This window comes from Nocardia sp. NPDC059236 (genome assembly GCF_042754085.1).
In the GTDB taxonomy this organism is placed as follows: domain Bacteria; phylum Actinomycetota; class Actinomycetes; order Mycobacteriales; family Mycobacteriaceae; genus Nocardia.
Genome location: NZ_JBHZAF010000004.1, coordinates 421,539 through 444,250, shown reverse-complemented (window position 1 = coordinate 444,250; position 22,712 = coordinate 421,539). Strand labels below are relative to the sequence as shown.

At 69.2% G+C, this 22,712-nt stretch carries 21 protein-coding genes and 1 pseudogene; 9 read left to right on the top strand and 13 right to left on the bottom strand.

Translation table 11 applies throughout. From position 1 onward, the window contains the following. Positions 1-97 precede the first annotated feature (97 nt). The gene (locus tag ACFXIV_RS14180) at positions 98-1,324 is read right to left on the bottom strand and encodes an arylsulfotransferase family protein (protein ID WP_379399290.1); all 1,227 of its coding nucleotides are present in this window, start codon (positions 1,322-1,324) and stop codon (positions 98-100) included. A 112-nt stretch (positions 1,325-1,436) separates the two neighbouring features. Then, entirely contained in the window at positions 1,437-2,228 is a 792-nt protein-coding gene (gene recO, locus ACFXIV_RS14175) for a DNA repair protein RecO (protein ID WP_379399291.1), read from the bottom strand. A gap of 301 nt (positions 2,229-2,529) precedes the next feature. Between recO and ACFXIV_RS14170 the strand changes: the two genes are divergently transcribed. Further along, positions 2,530-3,945, top strand: a complete 1,416-nt coding sequence (locus ACFXIV_RS14170) for an amidase (protein ID WP_379399292.1) — start codon at positions 2,530-2,532, stop codon at positions 3,943-3,945. Between the two features lie 191 nt (positions 3,946-4,136). Here ACFXIV_RS14170 and era read toward each other — a convergent pair whose 3' ends face one another. The 10 genes and pseudogenes from era to hemW form a co-directional block, all read right to left on the bottom strand. Next, complete coding sequence (era, locus tag ACFXIV_RS14165) at positions 4,137-5,090, bottom strand: GTPase Era (RefSeq protein ID WP_379399293.1); 954 nt, start codon at positions 5,088-5,090, stop codon at positions 4,137-4,139. Positions 5,091-5,248: 158 nt separating this feature from the next. After that, positions 5,249-5,545 (bottom strand): annotated as a pseudogene (locus tag ACFXIV_RS14160) (cytidine deaminase); the annotation flags it as partial. Beyond that, a complete protein-coding gene (locus ACFXIV_RS14155; protein WP_379399294.1) occupies positions 5,538-6,863 on the bottom strand; it encodes a hemolysin family protein in 1,326 nt (441 codons plus the stop codon). The gene ACFXIV_RS14155 and the pseudogene ACFXIV_RS14160, both read right to left, overlap by 8 nt. Further along, positions 6,860-7,417 carry an rRNA maturation RNase YbeY gene (gene ybeY, locus ACFXIV_RS14150; RefSeq protein ID WP_354835462.1) on the bottom strand — a complete coding sequence of 186 codons (558 nt, stop codon included), beginning with the start codon at positions 7,415-7,417 and terminating at the stop codon, positions 6,860-6,862. Before ybeY ends, ACFXIV_RS14155 begins: the two co-directional genes overlap by 4 nt. A gap of 22 nt (positions 7,418-7,439) precedes the next feature. Further along, positions 7,440-8,510 carry a PhoH family protein gene (locus ACFXIV_RS14145; RefSeq protein ID WP_379399449.1) on the bottom strand — a complete coding sequence of 357 codons (1,071 nt, stop codon included), beginning with the start codon at positions 8,508-8,510 and terminating at the stop codon, positions 7,440-7,442. Positions 8,511-8,719: 209 nt separating this feature from the next. Beyond that, positions 8,720-9,460: a 16S rRNA (uracil(1498)-N(3))-methyltransferase gene (locus ACFXIV_RS14140; RefSeq protein ID WP_379399295.1), complete on the bottom strand. Its 741-nt coding sequence runs from the start codon at positions 9,458-9,460 to the stop codon at positions 8,720-8,722. A 4-nt stretch (positions 9,461-9,464) separates the two neighbouring features. Beyond that, on the bottom strand, positions 9,465-10,619 hold the full coding sequence (gene dnaJ, locus ACFXIV_RS14135; RefSeq protein ID WP_379399296.1) for a molecular chaperone DnaJ: 1,155 nt from the start codon (positions 10,617-10,619) through the stop codon (positions 9,465-9,467). A 37-nt stretch (positions 10,620-10,656) separates the two neighbouring features. Continuing rightward, positions 10,657-11,700, bottom strand: coding sequence for a heat-inducible transcriptional repressor HrcA (hrcA, locus tag ACFXIV_RS14130; protein ID WP_379399297.1), 1,044 nt, complete (start codon positions 11,698-11,700; stop codon positions 10,657-10,659). A gap of 220 nt (positions 11,701-11,920) precedes the next feature. Beyond that, a complete protein-coding gene (locus ACFXIV_RS14125) occupies positions 11,921-12,778 on the bottom strand; it encodes an alpha/beta fold hydrolase (RefSeq protein ID WP_379399298.1) in 858 nt (285 codons plus the stop codon). A 247-nt stretch (positions 12,779-13,025) separates the two neighbouring features. Next, positions 13,026-14,192, bottom strand: coding sequence for a radical SAM family heme chaperone HemW (hemW, locus tag ACFXIV_RS14120; protein WP_379399450.1), 1,167 nt, complete (start codon positions 14,190-14,192; stop codon positions 13,026-13,028). A gap of 205 nt (positions 14,193-14,397) precedes the next feature. Here hemW and ACFXIV_RS14115 point away from each other — a divergent pair, with 205 nt between their 5' ends. From ACFXIV_RS14115 to ACFXIV_RS14085, 7 genes are all read left to right on the top strand, one after another. Then, a complete protein-coding gene (locus tag ACFXIV_RS14115) occupies positions 14,398-15,261 on the top strand; it encodes an immunity 49 family protein (protein WP_379399299.1) in 864 nt (287 codons plus the stop codon). A 165-nt stretch (positions 15,262-15,426) separates the two neighbouring features. Continuing rightward, positions 15,427-15,519, top strand: coding sequence for an Ms4527A family Cys-rich leader peptide (locus tag ACFXIV_RS14110; protein ID WP_354835468.1), 93 nt, complete (start codon positions 15,427-15,429; stop codon positions 15,517-15,519). Between the two features lie 120 nt (positions 15,520-15,639). After that, positions 15,640-17,430 (top strand): nitrite/sulfite reductase, encoded by a 1,791-nt coding sequence (locus tag ACFXIV_RS14105; protein WP_379399300.1) that lies wholly within the window; start codon positions 15,640-15,642, stop codon positions 17,428-17,430. Between the two features lie 15 nt (positions 17,431-17,445). Continuing rightward, entirely contained in the window at positions 17,446-18,156 is a 711-nt protein-coding gene (locus ACFXIV_RS14100; protein ID WP_379399301.1) for a phosphoadenylyl-sulfate reductase, read from the top strand. Then, a complete protein-coding gene (gene cysD, locus ACFXIV_RS14095) occupies positions 18,135-19,088 on the top strand; it encodes a sulfate adenylyltransferase subunit CysD (protein ID WP_379399302.1) in 954 nt (317 codons plus the stop codon). The genes ACFXIV_RS14100 and cysD overlap by 22 nt, the downstream gene beginning before the upstream one ends. Then, positions 19,088-20,377 carry a sulfate adenylyltransferase subunit 1 gene (locus ACFXIV_RS14090; RefSeq protein WP_379399303.1) on the top strand — a complete coding sequence of 430 codons (1,290 nt, stop codon included), beginning with the start codon at positions 19,088-19,090 and terminating at the stop codon, positions 20,375-20,377. The genes cysD and ACFXIV_RS14090 overlap by 1 nt, the downstream gene beginning before the upstream one ends. A 1-nt stretch (position 20,378) precedes the next feature. Beyond that, positions 20,379-21,275, top strand: a complete 897-nt coding sequence (locus ACFXIV_RS14085) for a sirohydrochlorin chelatase (RefSeq protein ID WP_379399304.1) — start codon at positions 20,379-20,381, stop codon at positions 21,273-21,275. A gap of 16 nt (positions 21,276-21,291) precedes the next feature. On the opposite strand, the gene ACFXIV_RS14080 is transcribed toward ACFXIV_RS14085, so the two are convergent. Beyond that, positions 21,292-21,999, bottom strand: coding sequence for a TIGR00266 family protein (locus tag ACFXIV_RS14080; RefSeq protein WP_379399305.1), 708 nt, complete (start codon positions 21,997-21,999; stop codon positions 21,292-21,294). Positions 22,000-22,135: 136 nt separating this feature from the next. Between ACFXIV_RS14080 and ACFXIV_RS14075 the strand changes: the two genes are divergently transcribed. Then, the gene (locus tag ACFXIV_RS14075; RefSeq protein ID WP_379399306.1) at positions 22,136-22,702 is read left to right on the top strand and encodes a hypothetical protein; all 567 of its coding nucleotides are present in this window, start codon (positions 22,136-22,138) and stop codon (positions 22,700-22,702) included. Positions 22,703-22,712: the final 10 nt, after the last annotated feature.

Below are 22,712 nucleotides of genomic sequence, written 5' to 3'. Positions count from 1 at the left end.
GCCCACACCATTGCCACCGGACCTCCACATTTCCTCCACCGGACGGCGTACGGCGGCGGGGAAACCGGCATTTCCCCGCCGCCGAGCGCCCGGCCGGTCAGCTGGGGAGACTGTCGAGGTAGGCGCGGTAGCTGCCGAAGGGCAGGACGGCGTCGTAGACCAGCTCGCCGCTCGGGGTGAACTCCGAGATGCGGGGCGTCATGCCCCAGCTGACCAGGGTATTGCCGTTCGGCAGGGCCTGGGCATTGCCCATGGCGGGGGTGACCAGACCGTCCGGGTGCTCCTGATTGCGCACCAGGGTGGCGCGCCCCGCGGCCGGGTCGAGGTGGATCCACTCCACGCTCGACTTCCCGCGCGATTCCACACCGCTGGAGTTGTTGTCGAACAGCCGCAGCGTCGAGGCGTCGGCGAACTCGGCGTCGTGCTGGAAGGCGAACTGCACGTCCGGATCGGCGGTCAGGGTCGGATGCTTGCCGCCGAGCTGCCAGCGGATATCGCCGGTGTTCGGGTCGACGTCGTAGACAGCGGACGTATTGCGCAGGGACACAACCAGATTCCCGGACGGATCCTGGCTGATCGAGTTCATGTGATACGGGTCGTAGACGTCGCCCGCCAGCTTGCCGGAGGTCTCCGAATCACTCAGCGGCACATGCTCGGCCGCGCTCCAGCGGAACAGCTGCCGGCCCGAGGCGACATCGATCACCAGGGCGACGGTATCGAACATCTTCCCGTTCGCCGGGCCGCCGATGGCGGTGAGATCGGCATCGACCTGCGGGTACGAGGTGAGCAGCGCGTGACCGTCGGGGGTCAGCCGGAATTCGTGCACATCCGCGCCCGCCCCACCCGGGTCGACGGTCGCCAGCACATTGAAGGTCTCGTCCGCGATGATTCCCACACCCGAGCCGTGCCCGGCGACCGTGCTGCCCTGCCACCAGGTGAGCACCTTGCGCCCCTGGTAGATCTGCGTCCGGAAGTTCGAGACATCCTGTCCCGCAGGCGGTTCGTAGCGTTTGATCTCCTTGCCGGACCGGTCGGCAATGACGTTCGCGGGCTTTCCGCCCGGCAGCACCTGCGCCACGGTACCCAGCCCGGGCACCAGCGCGGCGGCGCTCACACCGGTGGTGTAGTAGATGAATCCGTCGCTCTCGCCCGGCTTTTCGACCTTCACCGTGTACGCGAGCCCGCCGAACGGCGAACTCGGCAGCACCGGCTGGGCCGCGGCGGTCGCGGTCGCCGAGGCGGCCAGCACGGCGGCGACGGCCAGCGACACCGGCAGGCGGCGGACAGCCGCCGGCGAGGACTTTCGATGAGGAGATCCCGACACGCCGTGAACTTTAGGCTCCCTAACGTTCGATGGCTCTGTATCGAATCTCACTGATCCGGACCCGCTTTCCCGCGCCCGCTCACCGGGACTCCCAGGGTGATTCGGCCCGGCGTCAGCCGATGGCGGCACGGGGACGCTCGGCCGCCGCGTCGCGCTCGACGGCCTCGTGCGGGCGGGTGCGCTCGATGAGCGGCAGCGTGCGCAGCTGTCGTTCCAGGTGCCACTGCAGATGCGCGGCAATGAGACCGCTGGCCTGGCGTCGCATGGCGTCGGAGACGGCGTCGACGCCGGACCAGTCGCCCCGATTGAGAGCGCTCATGTGGTCGAGAACGCCGACCATGGGCGTGGCCGCGCCGGGCGGACGGCAGTGCACGCACACCGCGCCGCCCGCGGCCACATGGAAGGCGCGGTGCGGGCCGGGGGTGGCGCAGCGGGCGCAGTCGTCGAGGGCGGGCGCCCAACCGGCGAAAGCCATGGCGCGCAACAGGTATGCGTCCAGGATCAGTTCGTGGGGGCGGCGGCCCAGCGCGATGGCGCGCAGCGCGCCGGCGGTGAGGGTGTGCAGGCGGGCGGCGGGTGCGCCCTCCTCGCCGGCCAGGCGCTCGGCGGTCTCGAGCACGGCGCAGGCGGTGGTGTAGCGGCCGTAGTCGGCGACGATGTCGGCGGCGAAGGTCTCGACCGTGTGCACCTGGGTGACGGTGTCGAGATTGCGGCCCGGATACAGCTGCACATCCACGTAGGCGAACGGTTCCAGCCGCGCCCCGAACTTGGAGCGGGTGCGCCGCACACCCTTGGCGACCGCGCGCACCAGACCGTGCTGGCGGGTCAGCAGCGTGACGATGCGGTCCGCCTCGCCCAGCTTGTGCTGGCGCAGCACCACCGCCTGATCCCGATACAACCGCACCGCAACAGTCTCGCACGCGCGACCGACCGGACCACGACGAGTCACCGGACGTGTGCCGATCAGAAGTTCGTTGGCCCGCGATTGGCCGCGCGCCGCACGCTGAGCGCGCCCCTCGGACCGAGGATTCGGACGCGCTACACCGCCACGCCGCTGGTGTGGATCGCCGTGGGACACATCGGCCGCGCCCTCGCCGCCGATGAGGCGTGATCGACCACTGCCCGGTCGATCACGCCGCCACACGTTGGACGTGTGACCAGAATCGCGCTAGGTTACTCCCGAGTACGGGAGAGACGGGATTCACATGACACTGGCGTCGGTTGGCGAGCTCGGGCTGGCGGAACTCGCGGCGGCACTGGCGGCGGGCACACTCACCTCGGTCGAGGCGACCAGCGCGGCGCTCGACCGGATCGAGGCCAGCCAGGGGGCGCTCAATGCCTTCCGGATCGTGCGACGGGCCGAAGCGCTCGCCGAGGCCGCCGACGCCGACCGCAAACTCGCCGCCGGCCACCGCGAGCCCCTGCTCGGGGTGCCGCTGGCCATCAAGGACGACACCGACTTGACCGGCACCCCAACGGCTTTCGGCTGCGGCGGCGAATTCCCCGCCAAGACCGAGGACGCGGAGTCGGTGCGGCGGCTGCGTGCGGCCGGGGCGGTCATCGTCGGCAAGACCAATACCTGCGAGCTCGGGCAGCTGCCGTTCACCAGCGGAGACGCCTTCGGGCACACCACGAATCCCTGGAGCGCCGGGCATACGCCGGGCGGGTCGTCCGGTGGATCCGGCGCGGCGGTGGCGGCCGGATTGGTGCCCGCCGCACTGGGATCCGACGGCGCGGGCTCGGTCCGCATCCCGGCCGCCTGGAACAACCTGGTCGGCATCAAGCCGCAGCGCGGCCGCATCTCCACCTGGCCGCTGCCGGAAGCCTTCTACGGGCTCACCGTGAACGGCCCGCTGGCCCGCACCGTCGCCGATGCGGCGCTCCTGCTGGACGCCGCGGCCGGACCTCATCCGGGCGACCTGCACACCCCGCCCGCACTGCGCGTCTCCGACGCCGTCGGCCGCGATCCCGGCCGCCTGCGCATCGCGCTCTCCCTGCGAATCCCGTTCACCGCCACCAGGACCACCCTCGACCGCGAGGTGGAGGCCCGGGTGCACGCCACCGCCGCCACGCTGCGCCGCCTCGGTCACGAGGTCACCGTCGCCGACGTCCACTACGGCGTCCTGATGGGTGCGACCTTCCTCCCGCGCTCCATGGTCGGCATCCGCGAGGCGCTGGACCGCCTCCCCGGCGCGCAGGTGGATCCGCGCACCACCCACAATGCCGCCGTCGGCCGCATCCTCTCGCCGCTGCTGTTCGCCGCCCGCCGCGCAGAACCCTTGCTGCGCACGCGAACCGGCCGCATCTTCGACGACTTCGACCTGGTGCTGGCACCCACCACGGCCACCCCGCCCCCGGGCGTCCACGAGATCGACGACATCGGCAGCTGGGCCACCGACGAACTGATCACCGCGGCCTGCCCCTACACCTGGCCCTGGAACGTCCTCGGCTGGCCCGCCGTCAACATCCCCTCCGGCTTCACCGCCGCCGGCCTCCCCGTCGGCTCGCAGCTCATGGGCCCCGCCAACTCCGAACCGCTCCTGGTTTCTGTTGCGGCCCAGTTGGAATCGGAGCTGGAATGGCACAAGAACCGCCCGACACCCTGGTGGCCCCAGCCCTGACCCGCGGCCAGGAGGCGGCCCGTCCGATGCTCTGACGGCCTGGACTACGCCCCGACCCGTCCGCCCCACAGGGACATACACCCAGGCGATACCTGGTCCCGTGCCGCGGCGACGCCGAAATCGCCGACAGCACAGGGCAATCCGCTGAAACTGCCCGCAGCCGCTCACGTGGCCGCGGGCAGGCGGCGGGGTCAGAAGCCGAGCTTGCCGAGCTGCTTGGGGTCGCGCTGCCAGTCCTTGGCGACCTTCACGTGCAGGTGGAGATAGATGCGGGTGCCGAGGATGTGCTCGATCTGCTTGCGGGCGTTGGTGCCGACCTCCTTGAGGCGGGCGCCGCCCTTGCCGATGATGATGGCCTTCTGGCTGGGGCGTTCGACGTAGAGGAGGGCGTGGACGTCGAGCATGCCCTCGGCGGAGCGGCGGCCGTCGGTCTCCTGGTCCTCGTTCTCCTCGCGCTCGAGGACCTCCTCGATCACCACCGCCAGCGAGTGCGGGAGCTCGTCGCGGACGCCCTCGAGGGCCGCCTCGCGAATGAGCTCGGCCATCAGGACTTCCTCGGGCTCATCGGTGAGTTCGCCGTCGGGGTAGAAGGCGGGGCCCTCGGGCATCTGGGAGGCGATGACGTCGACGAGCACCTCGACCTGCTCGCCCTTGACCGCGGAGATCGGGACCACCTCGGCCTCGGGGCCGAGCAGCTGGGACACGGCCATGAGCTGGTGGGCGACCTGGTCGCGACTCACCTTGTCGATCTTGGTGACCACACCGAGCAGGGTCGTCTTGGGCGCCATGGTCTTGATCTGGTCGACGATCCAGCGGTCACCCGGGCCGATCTTCTCGTCCGCCGGAATGCAGACGGCGATGACGTCCACTTCCGAATACGTATCGCGCACCAGGTCGTTGAGGCGTTGGCCGAGCAGCGTACGCGGCCGGTGCAGACCGGGGGTGTCCACCAGGATCAGCTGCGCGTGATCGCGGTGCACGATGCCGCGAATGGTGTGCCGCGTGGTCTGCGGCCGCGAGGAGGTGATGGCGATCTTCTGCCCCACCATGGCATTGGTGAGCGTGGACTTGCCGGTGTTCGGCCGGCCTACGAAACACACGAAGCCGGACCGGAATTCACCGCTGTCCTGACCCTTGCCGCTCACTCGAAAACCTCCGATTCGGTCTCCACATCGAAGCCCGCCGGGACCTCGCGCTCGCCGGCCGCGTCGCCCGTCGTGGGCTGCTGTGCCGCAATGGGATTCTCGACGCCGTAGTCCGCGGGCGCACCGGGCTCCAGCACGTCGAACACCGCGCTCTTGGCATCGGTGAAAATGATGCGCGCCGACGGCGAAACCTCACGCACGGCCGACACCCCGGGATCCGACAGCTCGCCCGCGACCACCACGGCCGCCTCGAAACCGCCTGCGCCACTGGAGATCGCGGCCGCCACCGCCGACTGCAACGCGGTCAGCTTCAGCGCGGTCAGCTCCACGGTTCCGGCCGCGTAGGTGCGTCCGTCCGAATCACGCACGGCCGCACCGCCATTGCCGCCAGTACGGCCCATGGCGCCACGGGCGAGGACCAACAGCTTGTTGTCCTCCGCATCCAACTCAATCATCGGCCTCTCCATCCTCGTGTACGTCGTCGGCCGGTTCGTGTTCCGCCGGTTCGGTTCTCGTCTGCTCCGGGCCCTTGCGCACCACCACGGTGTGGATCCGCATGCGGCCGCGCGCGTCGGCCGCGCCCTCCCCCTTCAGTTGCAGGCCGTGGATGACGGCCTTGGAGCCGGGCAGCGGGACGCGGCCCAGGGCGTGAGCGAGCAGACCGCCGACGGTGTCGACGTCCTCGTCCTCGATCACCATGTCGAACAGCTCGCCCAGGTCGTCCACCGGTAGTCGCGCCGAGACCCGGAACTTGCCCGGGCCGATCTTCTCGATCGGCGCGATCTCGTCCTTGTCGTACTCGTCGGCGATCTCGCCCACGATCTCCTCGAGGATGTCCTCGATGGTGACCAGCCCGGCGATGCCGCCGTACTCGTCCACCAGCACCGCCATATGGTTTCTGCGCCGCTGCATTTCGTCCAGCAGCGCGTCCAGCGGCTTGGAGTCCGGCATGAACACGGCGGACCGCATGACCTGCCGCACTTTCACCTTCCGGCTCCGATCCGCGTACGGCACCAGGTCTTTCAGGTAGACGACACCCAGAATGTCGTCGACGTTCTCGCCCACCACCGGGATTCGCGAGTGCCCCGATCGCACCGCCAGCGACATGGCCTGCGCCGCAGTCTTCTCCGCCTCGATCCACACCATCTCGGTGCGCGGCACCATGACCTCGCGGGCCGGGGTGGTGTCGAGCTCGAAGACCGACTGGATCATGCGGCGCTCGTCGGCATCCACCACACCGCGCTCCCCCGCCAGATCCACCACCTCGCGCAGCTCGATCTCGGAGGCGAAGGGGCCGTTGCGGAAACCCTTACCGGGGGTGATCGCATTACCGATCAGAATCAGCAGCCGGCTGACCGGGCCCAGCAGCGAGCCGATGGCCTGCAACGGCAGCGACGCGCCCAGCGCCAGCGAATACGCGTGCTGGCGGCCCAGCGTGCGCGGCCCGACACCGATCACCAGATAGTCGACCAGCACCATGACCGCCGCGGTGATCAGCAGCGCCGGGCCCTCGTCCAGCCAGTCCATGAGCACCGCCGCCAGCAGCACCGTCGCGGTGATCTCGCACGTGAGACGCAGCAGCACCATGAGATTCACATAGCGCGGCCGATCCGCGATGATGCGTGCCAGCCGCACCGCCCCGGTCCGGTCGGCACGCACCAGATCCTCCACGCGCGCAGGCGAAATCGTGTTCAGCGCCGAATCCAGCGCCGCGAACACGCCACCGGCGGGGACCAGGACGATCGCCAGCAGGAGCAGAACGAATGAATTCACGCCGGGCCCAGCGGATCACCGGTGGTATCGGTGAATCCGGTCTTGCCCAGCAGCCGCTGGTCGCGCTCGGCGAGCTCCGCGCGGCGCATTTCCTGGCGCACGTTCTCGTACCAGCCCTCCAGCAGGGAGGCCTGCAGCGCGAACATCTCCTTCTCCTCCTCCGGCTCGGCATGGTCGTAGCCGAGGAGGTGCAGGACGCCGTGCACGGTCAGCAGCGCCAGCTCGTGATCCATGGAGTGCCCGGCCTTCTCGGCCTGCTGGGCCGCGAACTCGGGGCAGAGCACGATGTCGCCGAGCATGGAGGGGCCGGGCTCGGCGGCATCGGGCCGCCCGCCCGGCTCCAGCTCGTCCATGGGGAAGGACATGACATCGGTGGGACCCGGCAGGTCCATCCAGCGCATGTGCAGGTCCGCCATGGTGTCGAGATCGACCAGCACCATCGACAGCTCGGCCGCCGGATGCACATCCATCTGAGCGATGACGAACCGCGCGACGCTGACCAGTTCTTCTTCGGATACCTCGATACCCGATTCGTTGGCGATCTCGATACTCACCCGATCAGCCTAGAGGGAGAGGTCAGTGTCGTTCTCCTCGGCTCGCGGCACGTCGCTGTGCCCGATTGCCGGGGTAGTGGACCGCGGCCGGGGGCCGCGACTCCGCCTCGAACCGGTCGTAGGCGTCGACGATCTCCCCGACCAGGCGGTGACGGACCACATCGGCGCTGGTGAGCTCGGCGATATGGATGTCGTCGATGCCGTGCAGGATCTCCGTCGCCGCGCGCAGACCCGAGCGCGCGCCGTGCGGCAGATCGACCTGGGTGATGTCACCGGTCACCACGATCTTGGAACCGAAGCCCAGGCGGGTGAGGAACATCTTCATCTGCTCGGCCGTGGTGTTCTGCGCCTCGTCCAGAATGATGAACGAGTCGTTGAGCGTGCGACCGCGCATGTAGGCCAGCGGGGCGACCTCGATGACACCGGCCTGCATGAGCTTCGGGATCGCCTCCGGATCCATCATGTCGTGCAGGGCGTCGTAGAGCGGGCGTAGGTACGGGTCGATCTTCTCGTTCAGCGTGCCCGGCAGGAAGCCCAGCCGCTCGCCGGCCTCAACCGCGGGCCGGGTCAGGATGATGCGGTTGACCTGCTTGGTCTGCAACGCCTGCACGGCCTTGGCCATGGCCAGATAGGTCTTGCCGGTACCGGCCGGGCCCACCCCGAACACGATGGTGTGTGCGTCGATGGCGTCGACATAGCGCTTCTGGTTGAGCGTCTTGGGCCGGATGGTCCTGCCGCGCCGGGACAGGATGTCCAGGCTCAGCACCTCTGCCGGAGAATCCGAGGAGCCCTCGGTGAGCATGGAGTAGGTGTGCCGCACGGCCTCGGGCGAGACCACCCGATTGCGCGCGGTGAGCGCGACCAGCTGCGCCACCACTCGTTCCGCCAGCGCGACATCGGCCGGCTTACCGGTCAGCGTGACGGAATTGCCGCGGACATGGATGTCGGCATCGAGGAGGCGCTCGAGTTCACGCAGGTTCTCGTCAGCCGAACCCAGGAAACCGAACACCGATTCCGGTGCCAATTCGATGCTGGAACGAACGGTCCGCCCCGCCGGTCCGGAACCGTTGACGCCGGCGCCGATGCCGACAATGGGTGTGCTCTGATCGCCGATTTCGCCTGGTGTTCTCAAAAGTGGCTATGGCCTGCTTTCCGGTCTCGATGCCGTTTTCGTTGACAGAAGTTTACCGCCGCCCACCGACACCGCCCAGTGAATAGACGGCTACCAGCAGGGGTAACACACCGGTGTCATCCAACTGCCGCACCCCCGAATCCATTCCGTGGCGAACCGCGCGGAAAGGCCTACCAGCGCGGGGTGAGCGCGCCCAGCGCGCCGAGGGCGACGGCGGCCGCGGTGGAGGTGCGCAGCACGGTCGGGCCGAGCAGGACCACGTCGGCGCCGGCGTCGGCGAGGGCCTGCAGTTCCGAGTCGTCGAGGCCGCCTTCGGGGCCGACGATCAGGACCACTTCGGGGACGCCGGTGAAAGAAAGGTCGGTCAGGCGGGATTCGCCGGACTCGTGGAGGGCGGCGACGATCGCGCCGTTCGCCTTCGCGGTGCGGACCAGGTCCAGGAGGTCGCGGGTGGTGTGGAGGTCGGCGACATCCGGGATGTAGGCGCGGCGGGATTGGCGGGCGGCCTGTTTGGCGGCGGCACGCCACTTCTCGACGCCCTTGCGGGCCTTGGCTTCCCAGTTGGAGACGCAGCGCAGGGCCTGCCAGGGGACGATGGCGTCGGCGCCCGCCTCCGTCATGAGTTCGACTGCCAGTTCCGAACGGTCGGACTTGGGCAGGGCCTGGACCACCGTCACCTGCGGGGTCCAGGGCGCGGCCACCCGTTTGGCCAGCACCTTCAGTTCGAGGCGATCCTTCTGGGCCGCAACCACTTCCGAGTCGGCGAGGATCCCGTGCCCGTCGGAGAGGGTGATGGGTTCCCCGACCCGGATGCGACGCACCGTGGCGGCGTGGCGGCCCTCGGGGCCGTCCAGCACCGCGGTCGCACCCGGTTCGGGAATGTCGTCGAGGTAGAAGACGGTGGCGGCCAACGGATCAGCGTCCGCTGAAGGAGGCGCGCAGGCGTGCGAAGAGGCCGGAGTTGTGTTCGGACTGGGCGGTCATGACCTCGGTGTGCTCGTTGACGCGCATGCCCTTGTACTTGCGCAGCAGGTCGGCCTGCTTGGAGTCGAGCTTGCTCGGCACCACGATGTCGAGGTGCGCGATCAGGTCGCCGCGCGAGTTGGCGCGCAGCTTGGGCATGCCGTGGCCGCGCAGCACCGACGCCTCGCCGGGCTGGGTGCCCGCCGGGATGGTTAGCTCCACCGGGCCGTCGAGGATGGTGTCGATGACGACGGTCGTGCCGAGTGCGGCGTCCACCATGGGGACGCGGATGGTGCAGTGCAGGTCGTCGCCGTCGCGCACGAAGGTGTCGTGCGGCTGCTCGACGATCTCTACGTACAGGTCGCCGGCCGGGCCGCCGCCGGGTCCGACCTCGCCCTGCGCGGCCAGCCGCACCCGCATGCCGTTGGCGACACCGGCCGGGATGGGCGCGGCGATCTCGCGGCGCGAGCGCACGCGGCCGTCGCCGCCGCACTTGCGGCAGGGGTCGGGGATGGTCTCGCCCGCGCCCCGGCAGGTGGGGCAGGGGCGGGAGGTCATGACCTGGCCGAGGAAGGACCGCTGCACGGTCTGCACCTCGCCCGCGCCGCCACAGGTCTCACAGCGCACCGGCTTCGAATTGCCGTTGGTGCCGGAGCCCTGGCACAGGTCGCAGAGGATGGCGGTGTCGACGGTCAGGTGCTTGGTGACACCGACCGCGCACTCCTGCAACGACAGTCGCGTGCGCAGCAGCGAATCCGCGCCCGGCTGCACGCGGCCGCGCGGCTTGCGGGTGCTGCCGGAGGCGTTCATGCCGCCGAAGAACGCCTCGAACACGTCGCCGAGGCCACCGAATCCGGCGCCGGAGAAGCCGCCGCCCATGCCGCCGGCGGATTCCAGCGGGTCACCACCGAGGTCGACGATGCGCCGCTTCTCCGCGTCGGACAGCACCTCGTAGGCCGTGGAGACCTCGCGGAACTTCTCCTGGGCCTCCGGGTCCGGATTGACGTCGGGATGCAGTTCACGCGCCAGCTTCCGGTAGGCGCGCTTGATCTCCTGGTCGGTCGCACCGCGTGCGACTCCGAGCAGTGCGTAATAGTCCCGTGCCACGTGCGCTCTCTAGTCCTGTTTCGTCTTCTGGGCCTGCTCACCGTTCGGCGAGCACCTCACCGATGTATCGGGCGACAGCTGCCACCGAGGCAATGGTCCCCGGGTAGTCCATGCGGGTCGGTCCGAGCACCCCCATACCTCCGAGCACCGTACCGGTCAGCCCGTAACCGGTGGACACCACGGCGGTCCCGCGCATCTGCTCGACCTTGGTCTCCTCGCCGATCTGCACCGTCACGGTACCCGGGACCTGTGCCGCGGCCAGCAGCTTCAGCACGATCACCTGCTCTTCGAGGGCCTCCAGGACCGAACGCAGCGAACCCGGGAAACCGTTCCCGGCGAAGTCGGAGGCATTGCGGGTGAGGTTGGCGGTGCCGCCCAGCACCAGGCGCTCCTCCGGATGCTCGACCAGCGTCTCGACCAGCACGGTGGAAACGCGGATGAGCACATCGCGGAGCTTGGGCGACGGGGAATGCTCAGGGAGTTCGGCGACCGACACGGACGCGGCGGCCAGGCGCTTGCCGTCCATGGCCTTGCCGAGCATGCCGCGCAGGGCGGCCAGATCGTCCTCGCTGACGACGGTGCCCAGATCGACCAGGCGCTGGTCGACGCGGCCGGTGTCGGTGATCACGACCAGCAGCAGGCGGGCCGGGTTGAGCGCGACGACCTCGATGTGGCGCACGGTGGACGCGGACACGGTCGGGTACTGGACCATGGCGACCTGCCGGGTCAGCTGGGCCAGCAGGCGGACGCCGCGGCGCAGCACGTCGTCGAGATCGACGCCGCTCTCCAGGAATTCCATGATCGCGCGGCGTTCCGCGCCGGACAGCGGCTTGACCTCGGAGATGTGGTCGACGAACTGCCGGTAGCCCTTGTCGGTGGGGATGCGGCCGGAGGAGGTGTGCGGCTGGGCGATGTAGCCCTCGGCCTCGAGCACCGCCATGTCATTGCGGACGGTGGCGCTGGAGACACCCAGATTGTGCCGCTCGACCAGGGTCTTGGACCCGATGGGCTCCTTCGTCGCGATGTAGTCCGCGACGATGGCCCGCAGGACCTCGAGCCGTCGTTGCTCGGTGCTCGACATGATGGCCCCACCTCCTTGCTCGCCCTCGGGTACGCCTCGTGCACGCCCGAGCCCTCCGCGGCAGGAAGCAGCCGATCATTCGGCACCGGCCACGCGGATTTCCCGGATTATCTCCTCCAGTTTAGTGTCCCCGACGCAAGTCGCTGTGCGACCGCCCGCCACCTGGGCGGAGTCGGCGCACGTGCCGTGCCCCGGTGTCCGCATGTGCTGTGCCCCGGTGTCACTGACCGGCGGCGGCCTCCACGACTGCGGCCACATCGGCCGGGTGGGAGACGAGGCCGGCGTGGGAGGCGTCGATCGAGGAGGTGTGGGCGTTCATGCGCTTGGCCATATCCCATTGGGACGCAGGGGGAATCACGCGGTCGGCGGTGCTGACCAGATACCAGCTCGGGGTGGCGGCCCAGGCGGGTGAGCCCGAGGGTTCGAGGTTGGCGGACAGGGCCAGGGAGTGCTGGCGGGCGGCCATGGCGGCGGCGGTGGCCGGATCGACGTCCTGGGCGAAGACGTCGGGGAAACTGGCGGGGTCGATGTAGGCGTCCACATTCCTGTCCGCGATCCCCTGCTGGTCGTTCACCACCTTCAGCCGCAGGGCGAGGGTGAGTTGCGAGCCGGGGTACTGGATCGGATTCAGTTCCAGCAGTGCGGCTTCACCCTGGGTCGGCGCGAAAGCCGAGATGTAGACCAGGGATTCGATCTTCGAGTCGTGCACGTTGCTGATCACGGTGCCGCCGTAGGAGTGGCCGACCAGCACGATCGGGCCCGCGATGCCGTCGATCGTGTGCTGGATCGCCGCCGCGTCGTAGGCGGGTCCGCGCAAGGGATTCTCCGGCGTCACAACGGAATAGCCGTCGGCGCGCAGTTGGGCTGCCACGCCGTCCCAGCTGGAGGAGTCGGCGAAGGCGCCGTGCACCAGCACGATCGTGGGCAGGGCCGCGGCCGTGGCCGGTGCGGCGGCGAGCGGGGTCACGGCCGGCGCCAGGGCCACCCCCGCCGCGCACACGGTTCGGGAGGCCGCGCGACCGGCACGGATACGGAGGCGATTCAGAAGCTCGACGTGTCGCACAGGTGGCTTCACCATGAGATGTCCTCGGGCCGAAGGTTGTTCGGGGCACTGCCGTAGGTTGCTCCGGGGGCGCTACGGGCCGCGGCCGAGGCTCCGACCGCGATACAGACCGGCTGTACGAAATCTCCGTCCGTCAATCTAGTCCGGACCGACCGGTTTTATCCGATGTTCGCCGATCTCCGCAGGTCACAGCCCAAGTCCGACCGCGATCCGGAACGGAAACGGACAGTCCGGCCGGCCCTGTCGGGCGAAGGCGCCGAGGTCAGCCCAAAAGGGTCCGGACAACACCGTCCGCGAGCAGTCGGCCGCGGTCGGTCAGAATCAGGTGGTCGCTCACCCGCTCGGCCAGGCCATCGGCAATGACGCCGTCAGCAGCAGCGCGGCCGTCGGCATCGAGATCGGCCAGAGGGAGGCCCGTCCGGAGGCGGACGGTGAGCATGACGCGCTCGGTGTAGCGCTCCTCGGGCTTGAGGGACTCCCAGCCCGCTGCGGGGAGAGCGCCGGTCGTCACCCGATCCGCGTAGCGCGCCGGGTGTTTCACGTTCCACCAGCGGACGCCGCCGACGTGACTGTGCGCGCCCGGCCCCGCGCCGAGCCAGTCGCCGCCGTCCCAGTAGCCGAGGTTGTGGCGGCAGCGGGCCGCGTCGGAGGCGGCCCAGTTGGAAACCTCGTACCACTCCAGGCCGGCCGCGGACAGGCGGGCGTCGATGCGCTCGTAGCGGGCGGCGAGCACGTCGTCGTCGGGGGCGGGAAGTTCGCCGCGCCGGACCCGGCGGGCCAGGGCGGTGCCGTCCTCGACGATCAGGGAGTAGGCCGAAACGTGGTCGACCCCGGCAGACAGGACGGCATCGAGGCTGGCGTCGAGGTCGGCGTCGGTTTCGCCGGGCGTGCCGTAGATGAGATCCAGATTGACGTGCTCGATGCCCGCGGCACGAGCTTCCTTGGCGGCGGCCACGGCCCGGCCCGGCGTGTGGGTCCGGTCCAGGATCTTCAGCACGTGCTGGGCGGCGGACTGCATGCCCAGCGAGACGCGGTTGTACCCGGCCGCGCGGATGCGATCGAAGAATTCGGGCGAGGTGGATTCCGGATTGGACTCGGTCGTCACCTCGGCCCCGGGCGCGAGCGTGAAGTTCTCGCGAATGGCGTCGAGCACCCCCGCGAGCCCGTCCCCACCGAGCAGCGACGGCGTGCCACCGCCCACGAACACGGTCTCCACCGCCGGCGTGGCGGACGGCAGCCCGTCGAATTCTCGTGCCGTCGTGGCAAGTTCACCCTTCAGCGCCTCGAACCAGGATTGCGGTGACGACGAGCTCCCCAGCTCCCCCGCCGTATAGGTGTTGAAGTCGCAATACCCGCACCGCGTCGCGCAGAACGGCACGTGGATGTAGATCCCGAACGGCCCGCCCCCGAAATCGCGCAGCACCGGCACGTCGGCGGCGGCCGCCGCGGCAGTGCCGGAGGTCTGTTGGGGAGCAGTCGAGGTCACTCATCCAGTGTGACCGGTTGCCCCGGTCACAGCGCACCCGCCTGCGCGGGGACGCTGCTCGGACTGCGGGGCACCTCGAATCCGGATACATTCCAAGGGATTTCGGCGAGCCGGGCGAGCGGCTCCAGGTGCGGACGGGGACGGGCCGATGATCGAGGTACCGCGGCACGGGGTCGATGCCAGGTCGATCAGGGAGGTCGACGAGGGCTCCGTGGCCCCGGTGGTCTATCGGTCGCGAATGCCGGTGCGGCCGGAGGGCCCGAACTTCTCGCGGTCGATGGACGGTGTGCTGCTGGCCACCATGCTGATGTCGGATCCGCCGGCGTTTCGGGCGCGGACCTGGTATTTCGCGCATTCGACCGAGCAGACGGTGACGCGGCGGTTCCGGGCGAGCGGCATCGAATCCGGCTTCGACAAGTACGACCGGGTGGCGGGCTGGCGGGCGGCGTTCTGGTGGACGCTCGTCGCCCGCGATGCCGAGGCCATGGGTGAGCTGGTCGAGTATCCGATCGAGCGGCTGCGCGAGTTCGGTGACGGCGCCTTCGACGACTTCCAGTACGAGTGGGTGCGGCTGCTGCAGACGGCCTGGCGGTTCGGCCCGAAGAGCGTGTACGAGGCGGCCTGGGCGCTGGACACGACCAGCCGGGTGGGTGCGCAGCGGGTGACGGACCTGCTGTTCCGACCGGCCGTGGAGGTGTTCCTGCGCCTGGCGGACGGTGATTCCGAGGGCTTCGACTGGGAGATGACGAACGCGCTGCGGCTGCATCGCGCCTTCTTCGACAACGACACCTGGCGCAACGATCCCGAGGGCATCCTGGCGCTGCCGCTGCTGGCTCTGGCCTGCTGGGCGCGGGATCTGGGCTATCGGACGGCCGTCCGTTCGCCGTACCTACCGGCCGGATTCATCGATCGCCCGGATTGGGCGATCTCCCCCGAACTGGCCGATGAGCTGGGCCGGCTGGCGGCGGCCAAGGCCCGCCTCGGGGCGTCCGACGCCGATCGGATGACGTAGCCTCGTCGGCGCAGCCGTTCAGGTCAACCGTCCAAAGGTATGCCGGGCGTTGATCTATGATGCCCGTCACAAATCGGACAGTATATCCAGGGGATTTCCCGGGAAACTGCGGAAAATTCGATGCGGCAGTCGGAACGACCCTTCTGACGTGGCACAATAAGCCCCATGACTGGACTTGGAGTGCGACTCGTGGCGCGTCGCCATGTCGACTTCAAGCGTGTCTGCAGCGCGAGCTGTCTGCCTGGAAGCCTCCGGTAGATCGGCTCCCATTCTCCCGGAATCCGGCGTCCACCTGACGCCGTAAGAGCCGGTTCTCTGATATCGGAGGCGTGAGCCAGCCCCTCCCGCCTGCCCGCAAGACCCTTCAGGAGCGACCCCATGACGTCGAGCACCGACGCCACCAGTTCCGATAACGCTCGATCCGCCCGGCCCGAAAAGCCCGCCGCGGAGCGACGCGTGCGTCCGGATCGCCCGCGGTCGGAAGCGCCCGTCGCGCCGCGGGAGCGCACCGCGCGACCGGTGAAGCGCAAGTCCGAGGGACAGTGGGCGCTCGGGTACCGCGAGCCGCTCAATGCCAACGAGCAGAGCAAGAAGGACGACAACCCGCTCAACGTGCGGGCGCGCATCGAGAACATCTACGCCAAGGGCGGATTCGACTCGATCGACAAGAGCGATCTGCGCGGCCGCATGCGCTGGTGGGGTCTTTACACCCAGCGTGAGCAGGGCTACGACGGCACCTGGACCGGCGACGAGAACATCGACATCCTCGAGGCCCGCTACTTCATGATGCGGGTGCGCTGCGACGCCGGCGCGCTGAACCTGAAGCAGCTGCGCACCCTCGCGCAGATCTCCACCGAGTTCGCGCGCGACACCGCGGATCTGTCCGACCGTGAGAACGTCCAGTACCACTGGATCGAGATCGAGAACGTGCCGGAGATCTGGCGGCGGCTCGAAGCGGTCGGCCTGCAGACCACCGAGGCGTGCGGCGACTGCCCGCGCGTGGTGCTGGGCTCGCCGCTGGCGGGTGAATCCCTCACCGAGATCATCGATCCCACCTGGGCCATCGACGAGATCGTCAAGCGCTACATCGGCAAGAAGGAATACTCCAACCTGCCGCGCAAGTTCAAGACCGCCATCTCCGGCCAGCAGGACGTGGTGCACGAGATCAACGACGTCGCCTTCGTCGGCGTCGAGCACCCCGAGCACGGCCCGGGCCTGGACCTGTGGGTGGGCGGCGGCCTGTCGACCAACCCGATGCTGGCCCAGCGCGTGGGTGTGTGGGTGCCGCTGAACGAGGTGCCCGACGTGTGGGAGGCGGTCGTGTCGCTGTTCCGCGACTACGGCTACCGCCGCCTGCGCACCAAGGCCCGTCTCAAGTTCCTCGTGAAGGACTGGGGCATCGAGAAGTTCCGCGAGGTGCTCGAGACCGAGTACCTGAAGCGGAAGCTCATCGACGGCCCGGCGCCGGAGCAGCCGAAGCGGCCGATCGACCACATCGGGGTGCAGAAGCTGCGCAATGGGCTGAACGCGATCGGCTTCTCCCCCATCGCCGGTCGCGTCTCGGGCACCATCCTGAGCCAGGCGGCCGACGCGATCGAGCGCGCGGGCTCCGACCGGATCCGTTTCACCCCGTATCAGAAGCTCATCGTGCTCGACGTCCCCGACGACAAGGTCGAGCAGCTGATCGAGGAGCTGGAACCGCTGGGCCTGCACGGCCGTCCGTCGCACTGGCGGCGGAACCTGCTGGCGTGCAGTGGTATCGAGTTCTGCAAGCTGTCGTTCACCGAGACCCGCAAGCGGTCGCAGGTGCTGGCGCCCGAGCTGGAGACCCGGCTCGCGGATATCAATGCCGACCTGGACGTGCCGATCACGGTGAACATCAACGGCTGCCCCAACTCCTGCGGCCGGTCGCAGATCGCCGACATCGGTTTCAAGGGCCAGCTGGTCGACGACGGCGACGGGAATCAAGTGGAGGGTTTCCAGGTTCACCTGGGCGGCTCCCTTGGCCTCGACTCCGGCTTCGGCCGAAAGCTCCGGCAGCACAAGGTGACCAGCGAAGAGCTGGGCGACTACATCGAGCGCGTGGTGCGCAACTTCATCAAGAACCGTGATGAGGGTGAGCGCTTCGCGCAGTGGGCGGTCCGAGCCGATGAAGCAGACCTGCGGTAGTTGGGAGAAACATCAATGACCACAACGAAACTCGCGGAATCCGAGCTGCGCGCCCTGGTCGAGAAGGGCAATGCCGAGCTCGGCCCGAACGCGACCGCGCAGGAACTGCTGCAGTGGACCGAGGACACCTTCCGCGCGAATTACATCGTGGCGTCCAACATGCAGGACGCGGTGCTGGTGCAGCTGGCCGCCCAGGTGCGCCCGGGCGTGGACGTGCTGTTCCTCGACACCGGTTACCACTTCGCCGAGACCATCGGCACCCGTGACGCGGTCGAGCTGGTGTACGGCGTGAACATCGTCAATGTGCAGCCGGAACACAGTGTGGCCGAACAGGATCAGCTGCTCGGTAAGGACCTGTTCGCGCGGGACGCCGCCGAATGCTGCCGCCTGCGCAAGGTGGTGCCGCTGAAGAAGTCGCTGACCGGGTACAACGCCTGGGTCACCGGCATCCGCCGGGTGGAGGCGCCCACCCGCGCCAATGCGCCCTTGATCTCCTTCGACGAGGGCTTCGGCCTGGTGAAGATCAACCCGATCGCCGCCTGGTCCGACGAGGAGATGGCCGCCTACATCGAGGCGAACGGCATCCTCGTGAATCCCCTTGTCGAAGAGGGATATCCGTCCATCGGTTGCGCTCCGTGCACGCGGAAGCCGGAACCTGGATCCGATCCGCGATCCGGCCGCTGGGCCGGGCTCGCCAAGACCGAATGCGGGTTGCACGCATCATGACTTCCATCGCTGCATCTGATCTTCTCGCTCCGCTCGGGGCAGACTTCGACACTCTGGCCGCCCTGGAGTCCGAGTCCATCCACATCTTCCGTGAGGTAGCGGGCGAGTTCGAACGCCCCGTCATCCTCTTCTCGGGCGGTAAGGACTCCACGGTGCTGCTGCACCTGGCGATCAAGGCCTTCTGGCCCGCGCCGCTGCCGTTCGCGCTGCTGCACGTGGACACCGGGCACAACCTGCCCGAGGTCCTCGACTTCCGCGACAAGGTGGTCGAGAAGTACGGCCTGCGACTGCATGTCGCGTCGGTCGAGGAGTACCTCGCCGACGGCCGCCTGCAGGAGCGCCCGGACGGGATTCGCAATCCGCTGCAGACCGTGCCGCTGCTGGACGCCATCAACGAGAACCGCTTCGACGCGGTCTTCGGTGGCGGCCGCCGCGACGAGGAGCGGTCGCGCGCCAAGGAGCGCATCTTCTCGCTGCGCGATGCCTTCGGCCGCTGGGACCCGAAGCGGCAGCGGCCCGAGCTGTGGAACCTGTACAACGGCCGGCACGCTCCGGGCGAGCACGTGCGCGTGTTCCCGATCTCGAACTGGACCGAGCTCGACATCTGGCGCTACATCGCCCGCGAGGACGTGGAGCTGGCCAGCATCTACTACGCCCACGAGCGCCCGGTGTACCAGCGCGACGGCATGTGGATGACCCCCGGCGTGTGGGGCGGCCCGGCCGACAACGAGGAGCTGCTGATCAAGTCGGTGCGCTACCGCACCGTCGGCGACGGATCCACCACCGGCGCAATCATTTCCGATGCCGCCGACAATGACGCGATTCTGGCCGAGGTCGCCGCGTCCCGGCTCACCGAACGTGGCGCGACCCGCGGCGACGACCGCGTGTCCGAGGCAGCCATGGAAGACCGCAAGCGAGAGGGTTACTTCTGATGTCCGACCTATTGAGACTGGCCACCGCCGGATCGGTCGACGACGGCAAGTCCACCCTGGTCGGACGGCTGCTGTACGACACCAAGTCCGTGCTGGCGGACCAGATCGACGCGGTGACCCGCGCCTCGGTCGACAAGGGTCTGTCCACGCCGGACCTGTCGCTGCTGGTGGACGGCCTGCGCGCCGAGCGCGAGCAGGGCATCACCATCGACGTGGCGTATCGCTACTTCGCCACGCCCAAGCGGTCTTTCGTGCTCGCCGACACCCCGGGACACGTCCAGTACACCCGCAACACGGTGTCCGGCGCGTCCACCGCGCAGCTGGTCATCCTGCTCGTCGACGCTCGCAAGGGTGTCATCGAGCAGACCCGCCGGCACGCCGCGGTCATGGCGCTGCTGGGGGTGCCGAAGCTGGTACTGGCCGTCAACAAAATCGACCTGGTGGACGATCCGGCCGGCGTGTTCGACAAGATCACCTCCGAATTCGCCGAGCTGACCGCCAAACTCGGCTGGTCGGCCGGCGATGTGCAGGAGATCCCGGTCTCCGCGCTGCACGGTGACAATGTCGCCTCGCGCTCGGAGAACACCCCGTACTACGACGGGCCCTCGCTCATCGAGCACCTGGAGTCGGTGCCGGTCGACGCGGACGTGCACGGCCGCCACGAGGTGGGGCTGCGTTTCCCGGTGCAGTACGTGATCCGGCCGCGCACCGCCGAGTACCCGGACTACCGCGGCTACGCGGGTCAGGTCGCGGCGGGCGTGGTGTCCAAGGGCGACGAGGTCGTGGTGCTGCCGTCCGGCACCCGCACCACGGTCGAGCGCATCGACACCCCGAACGGTGAACTGGGTTCGGCCCAGCCCGGCCGCAGCGTCACCCTGATCCTGGCCGACGACGTGGACGTCTCGCGCGGTGACGTGATCGCCGCCGCCACCGGCGCTCCCGAGCCGATCGAGGCCTTCGACGCCACCGTCTGCTGGCTCGGCGACAAGCCGCTGCGCCCGGGCGCACGCCTGCTGCTCAAGCACGGCACCCGCACCACGCAGGCCATTGTCGGCACGCTGCTGGAGCGTTTCGACGAGCAGCACCTGGCTGCCGATCCGGACCCGGAGTCGCTGTCGCTCAATGACATCGGCCGCATCTCGGTGCGCGTGGCCGACCCGATCGTGGCCGACGACTACAGCGTCAACCGCCACACCGGTTCGTTCCTGCTGATCGACCCCGCGGGCGGCAACACCCTGGCCGCGGGCCTGGTCGGCGACGCGCTGACCGCAGTCGAGGTCGGGGCCTGAGATGAATCCGCCCGGCAACGGCGCAGTTCCGGCCGTCCCGCCGGGCGGAGCGGCCGCGCACCGCGCACCCGGGACGCTGTCCACGGTGCGCGGCGGCCCGGCCCGGCCCTTCCGGATCGAGGACGCGCCCGCGCTCATCGCCGTGGCGCACGGCAGCCGGGATCCGCGCTCGGCCGCGACCATGCGGGCCGTGGTCGCGCGGATCGCGGCCCAGCGGCCGGATCTCGATGTGCGCCTGGCGTTTCTGGATCTGAGCACGCCCTCGGTGGATCAGGTCGTGGATGAGGTTGCGGCCGACGGGCATTCGCATGCCATCGTGGTTCCACTGCTGCTGGGCAGTGCCTTTCATGCCCGGGTGGACCTGCCCGGGATGCTGGAGGCTGCTCGCGCCCGGCATCCCCGGCTGCGGCTGACCCAGGCCGAAGTGCTCGGCCCCGATCCACATCTGATCATCGCCCTGCGCGACCGCATCGCCGCGGCCATGACCGTCGATGCCCTGCCCGCGACCTTGACCGACGTCGCCCACGGCGCGAGCCGGTCCGCCGGTCCACGCTGGGGCATTGCCGTTGCCGCCGTGGGCTCCTCGTCCGCGGCCGCCAATACCCGCACCGGTGACGTGGCACGGCTGCTGACCGCGATGACCGGCTGGGACACCGAAATCTGCTTCGCCACCACCGAACCCACGGTGCAGAAGGCGTTCGCCCGGCTCCGGGCCCGCGGCGCGGTCCGTATCCTGGTCGCGCCCTGGTTCCTGGCCCCGGGCCTGCTCACCGACCGGCTGCACGACGCCCTGCCGCAACTGCCGCACGCCGAAACCATCGGCGCGCACCCGCTCCTGGCCGAAGTGGCCCTGGACCGCTACGCCACCGCCGCCCTCCCCCTCGAACTCTCGGCCTGACGTCACACCGGGTGCGTCAGCGCTGCTGGGCGCCGACTTCCGGGATGGGCAGGTACGGAATGAGGGAGTGGGCGAGGTTGGTGATGGTCAAGGACTGCAACCAGACTCGGCCGGGGCCGGTGAGGGCGGCGAGGAAGAGGCCGTCACCGCCGAAGAGCACATTGCGGATGCCCTTGACCATGGTGATGTCGAAATCCACCGAGGCGTCGAACAATCCGACGTGGCCGGGGTGGACGCGGAGGGTTTCGCCGGGGGCCAGATCGTATTGGATCACCTCGCCGGAGAGCTCCACCCAGGCGTAGCCGTCGCCGCTGAGGCGCTGCAGCGTGAAGCCGGTGCCCCCGAAGATGCCCGCGCCCAGGCGGCGCTGGAAGCTCAGGGCGACGCGGACATCGCCTGCGGCGCAGAGGAATCCGTGCCGGTGCACCAGGTATTCGCGCCCCTTGCCGATCTGCACGGGCAGGATCTGGCCGGGGAGTTTGGCGGCGAAGGAGACCCGGCCCGGATCGCGGTGGGCGGTGTACTCGGTCATGAACAGGCCCGCGCCCGCCATGGCGCGGCGGACCGCGCCGAAGACGCCGCCCGCGGCGCCGCGGGTGGAGGTGCTGAGGCGGATGGAGTCGGTCATCCAGGAGAGCTGGCCGGCCTCGGCGATGAGCCGGTCACCGGGGTCCAGTGCGACCTCGAGCACCGGCATGACGGTTCCGCGAATCCTGGCGTCCATCAGGTTCTCCCCTCCCGCGCACGACAACTCACACCAGTGTGCCTCGATGCGAGCCGCGGCGGGATCGTTGCCGACTTGCCACCGGGACGACCTTCTTAGTAGTTTAGGATTCCCTTACCTAACAGAAGGCTCAGCCATGCTCCAGACCAGTGACGCCCGGTATCACACCGGGACGGCGGGACTCCCGCACGATTCGTGGCGAATCGTGTCCGCCGCGGCGCTACTGGCCACCGGCACCTTCGCGGCCGCCGTCTGGATCGCCGCCCACGTCACCGCCAGCCCGGCCGTGCACACCGGCGGGCTGTTCGTCCACCTGGCGTCGCTGGTGGTGGGTTTCGGCGGGGTGCTCATGGCCGATTCCTTCGTCCTGCGGTGGGCCGCAGGACGTCTCGGACTGGCCGAGACCCTGCGGGCGGTCGGCCGCCTGCACGCGCCGATCTGGCTGGGCCTGGCCGGGCTGGTGGCCAGCGGCTGCGTGCTGGAACCGAATCTCGCCTCCACCATGACTCGCACCAAGCTGGCACTGGTACTCGTGCTGACACTCAACGGGATTCAGGCGTGCGCGCTCAACCGCCGCCTACAGGCCCGCGGCGAGCGCCCACTGACGCCGCGGCTGCTGGCCTGGGGCGCGGCCACCGGACTGGTTTCGCAGCTGTGCTGGTGGGGCGCGACCGTCATCGGCTTCCTCAACGCACAACGCTGAACCACGGCCC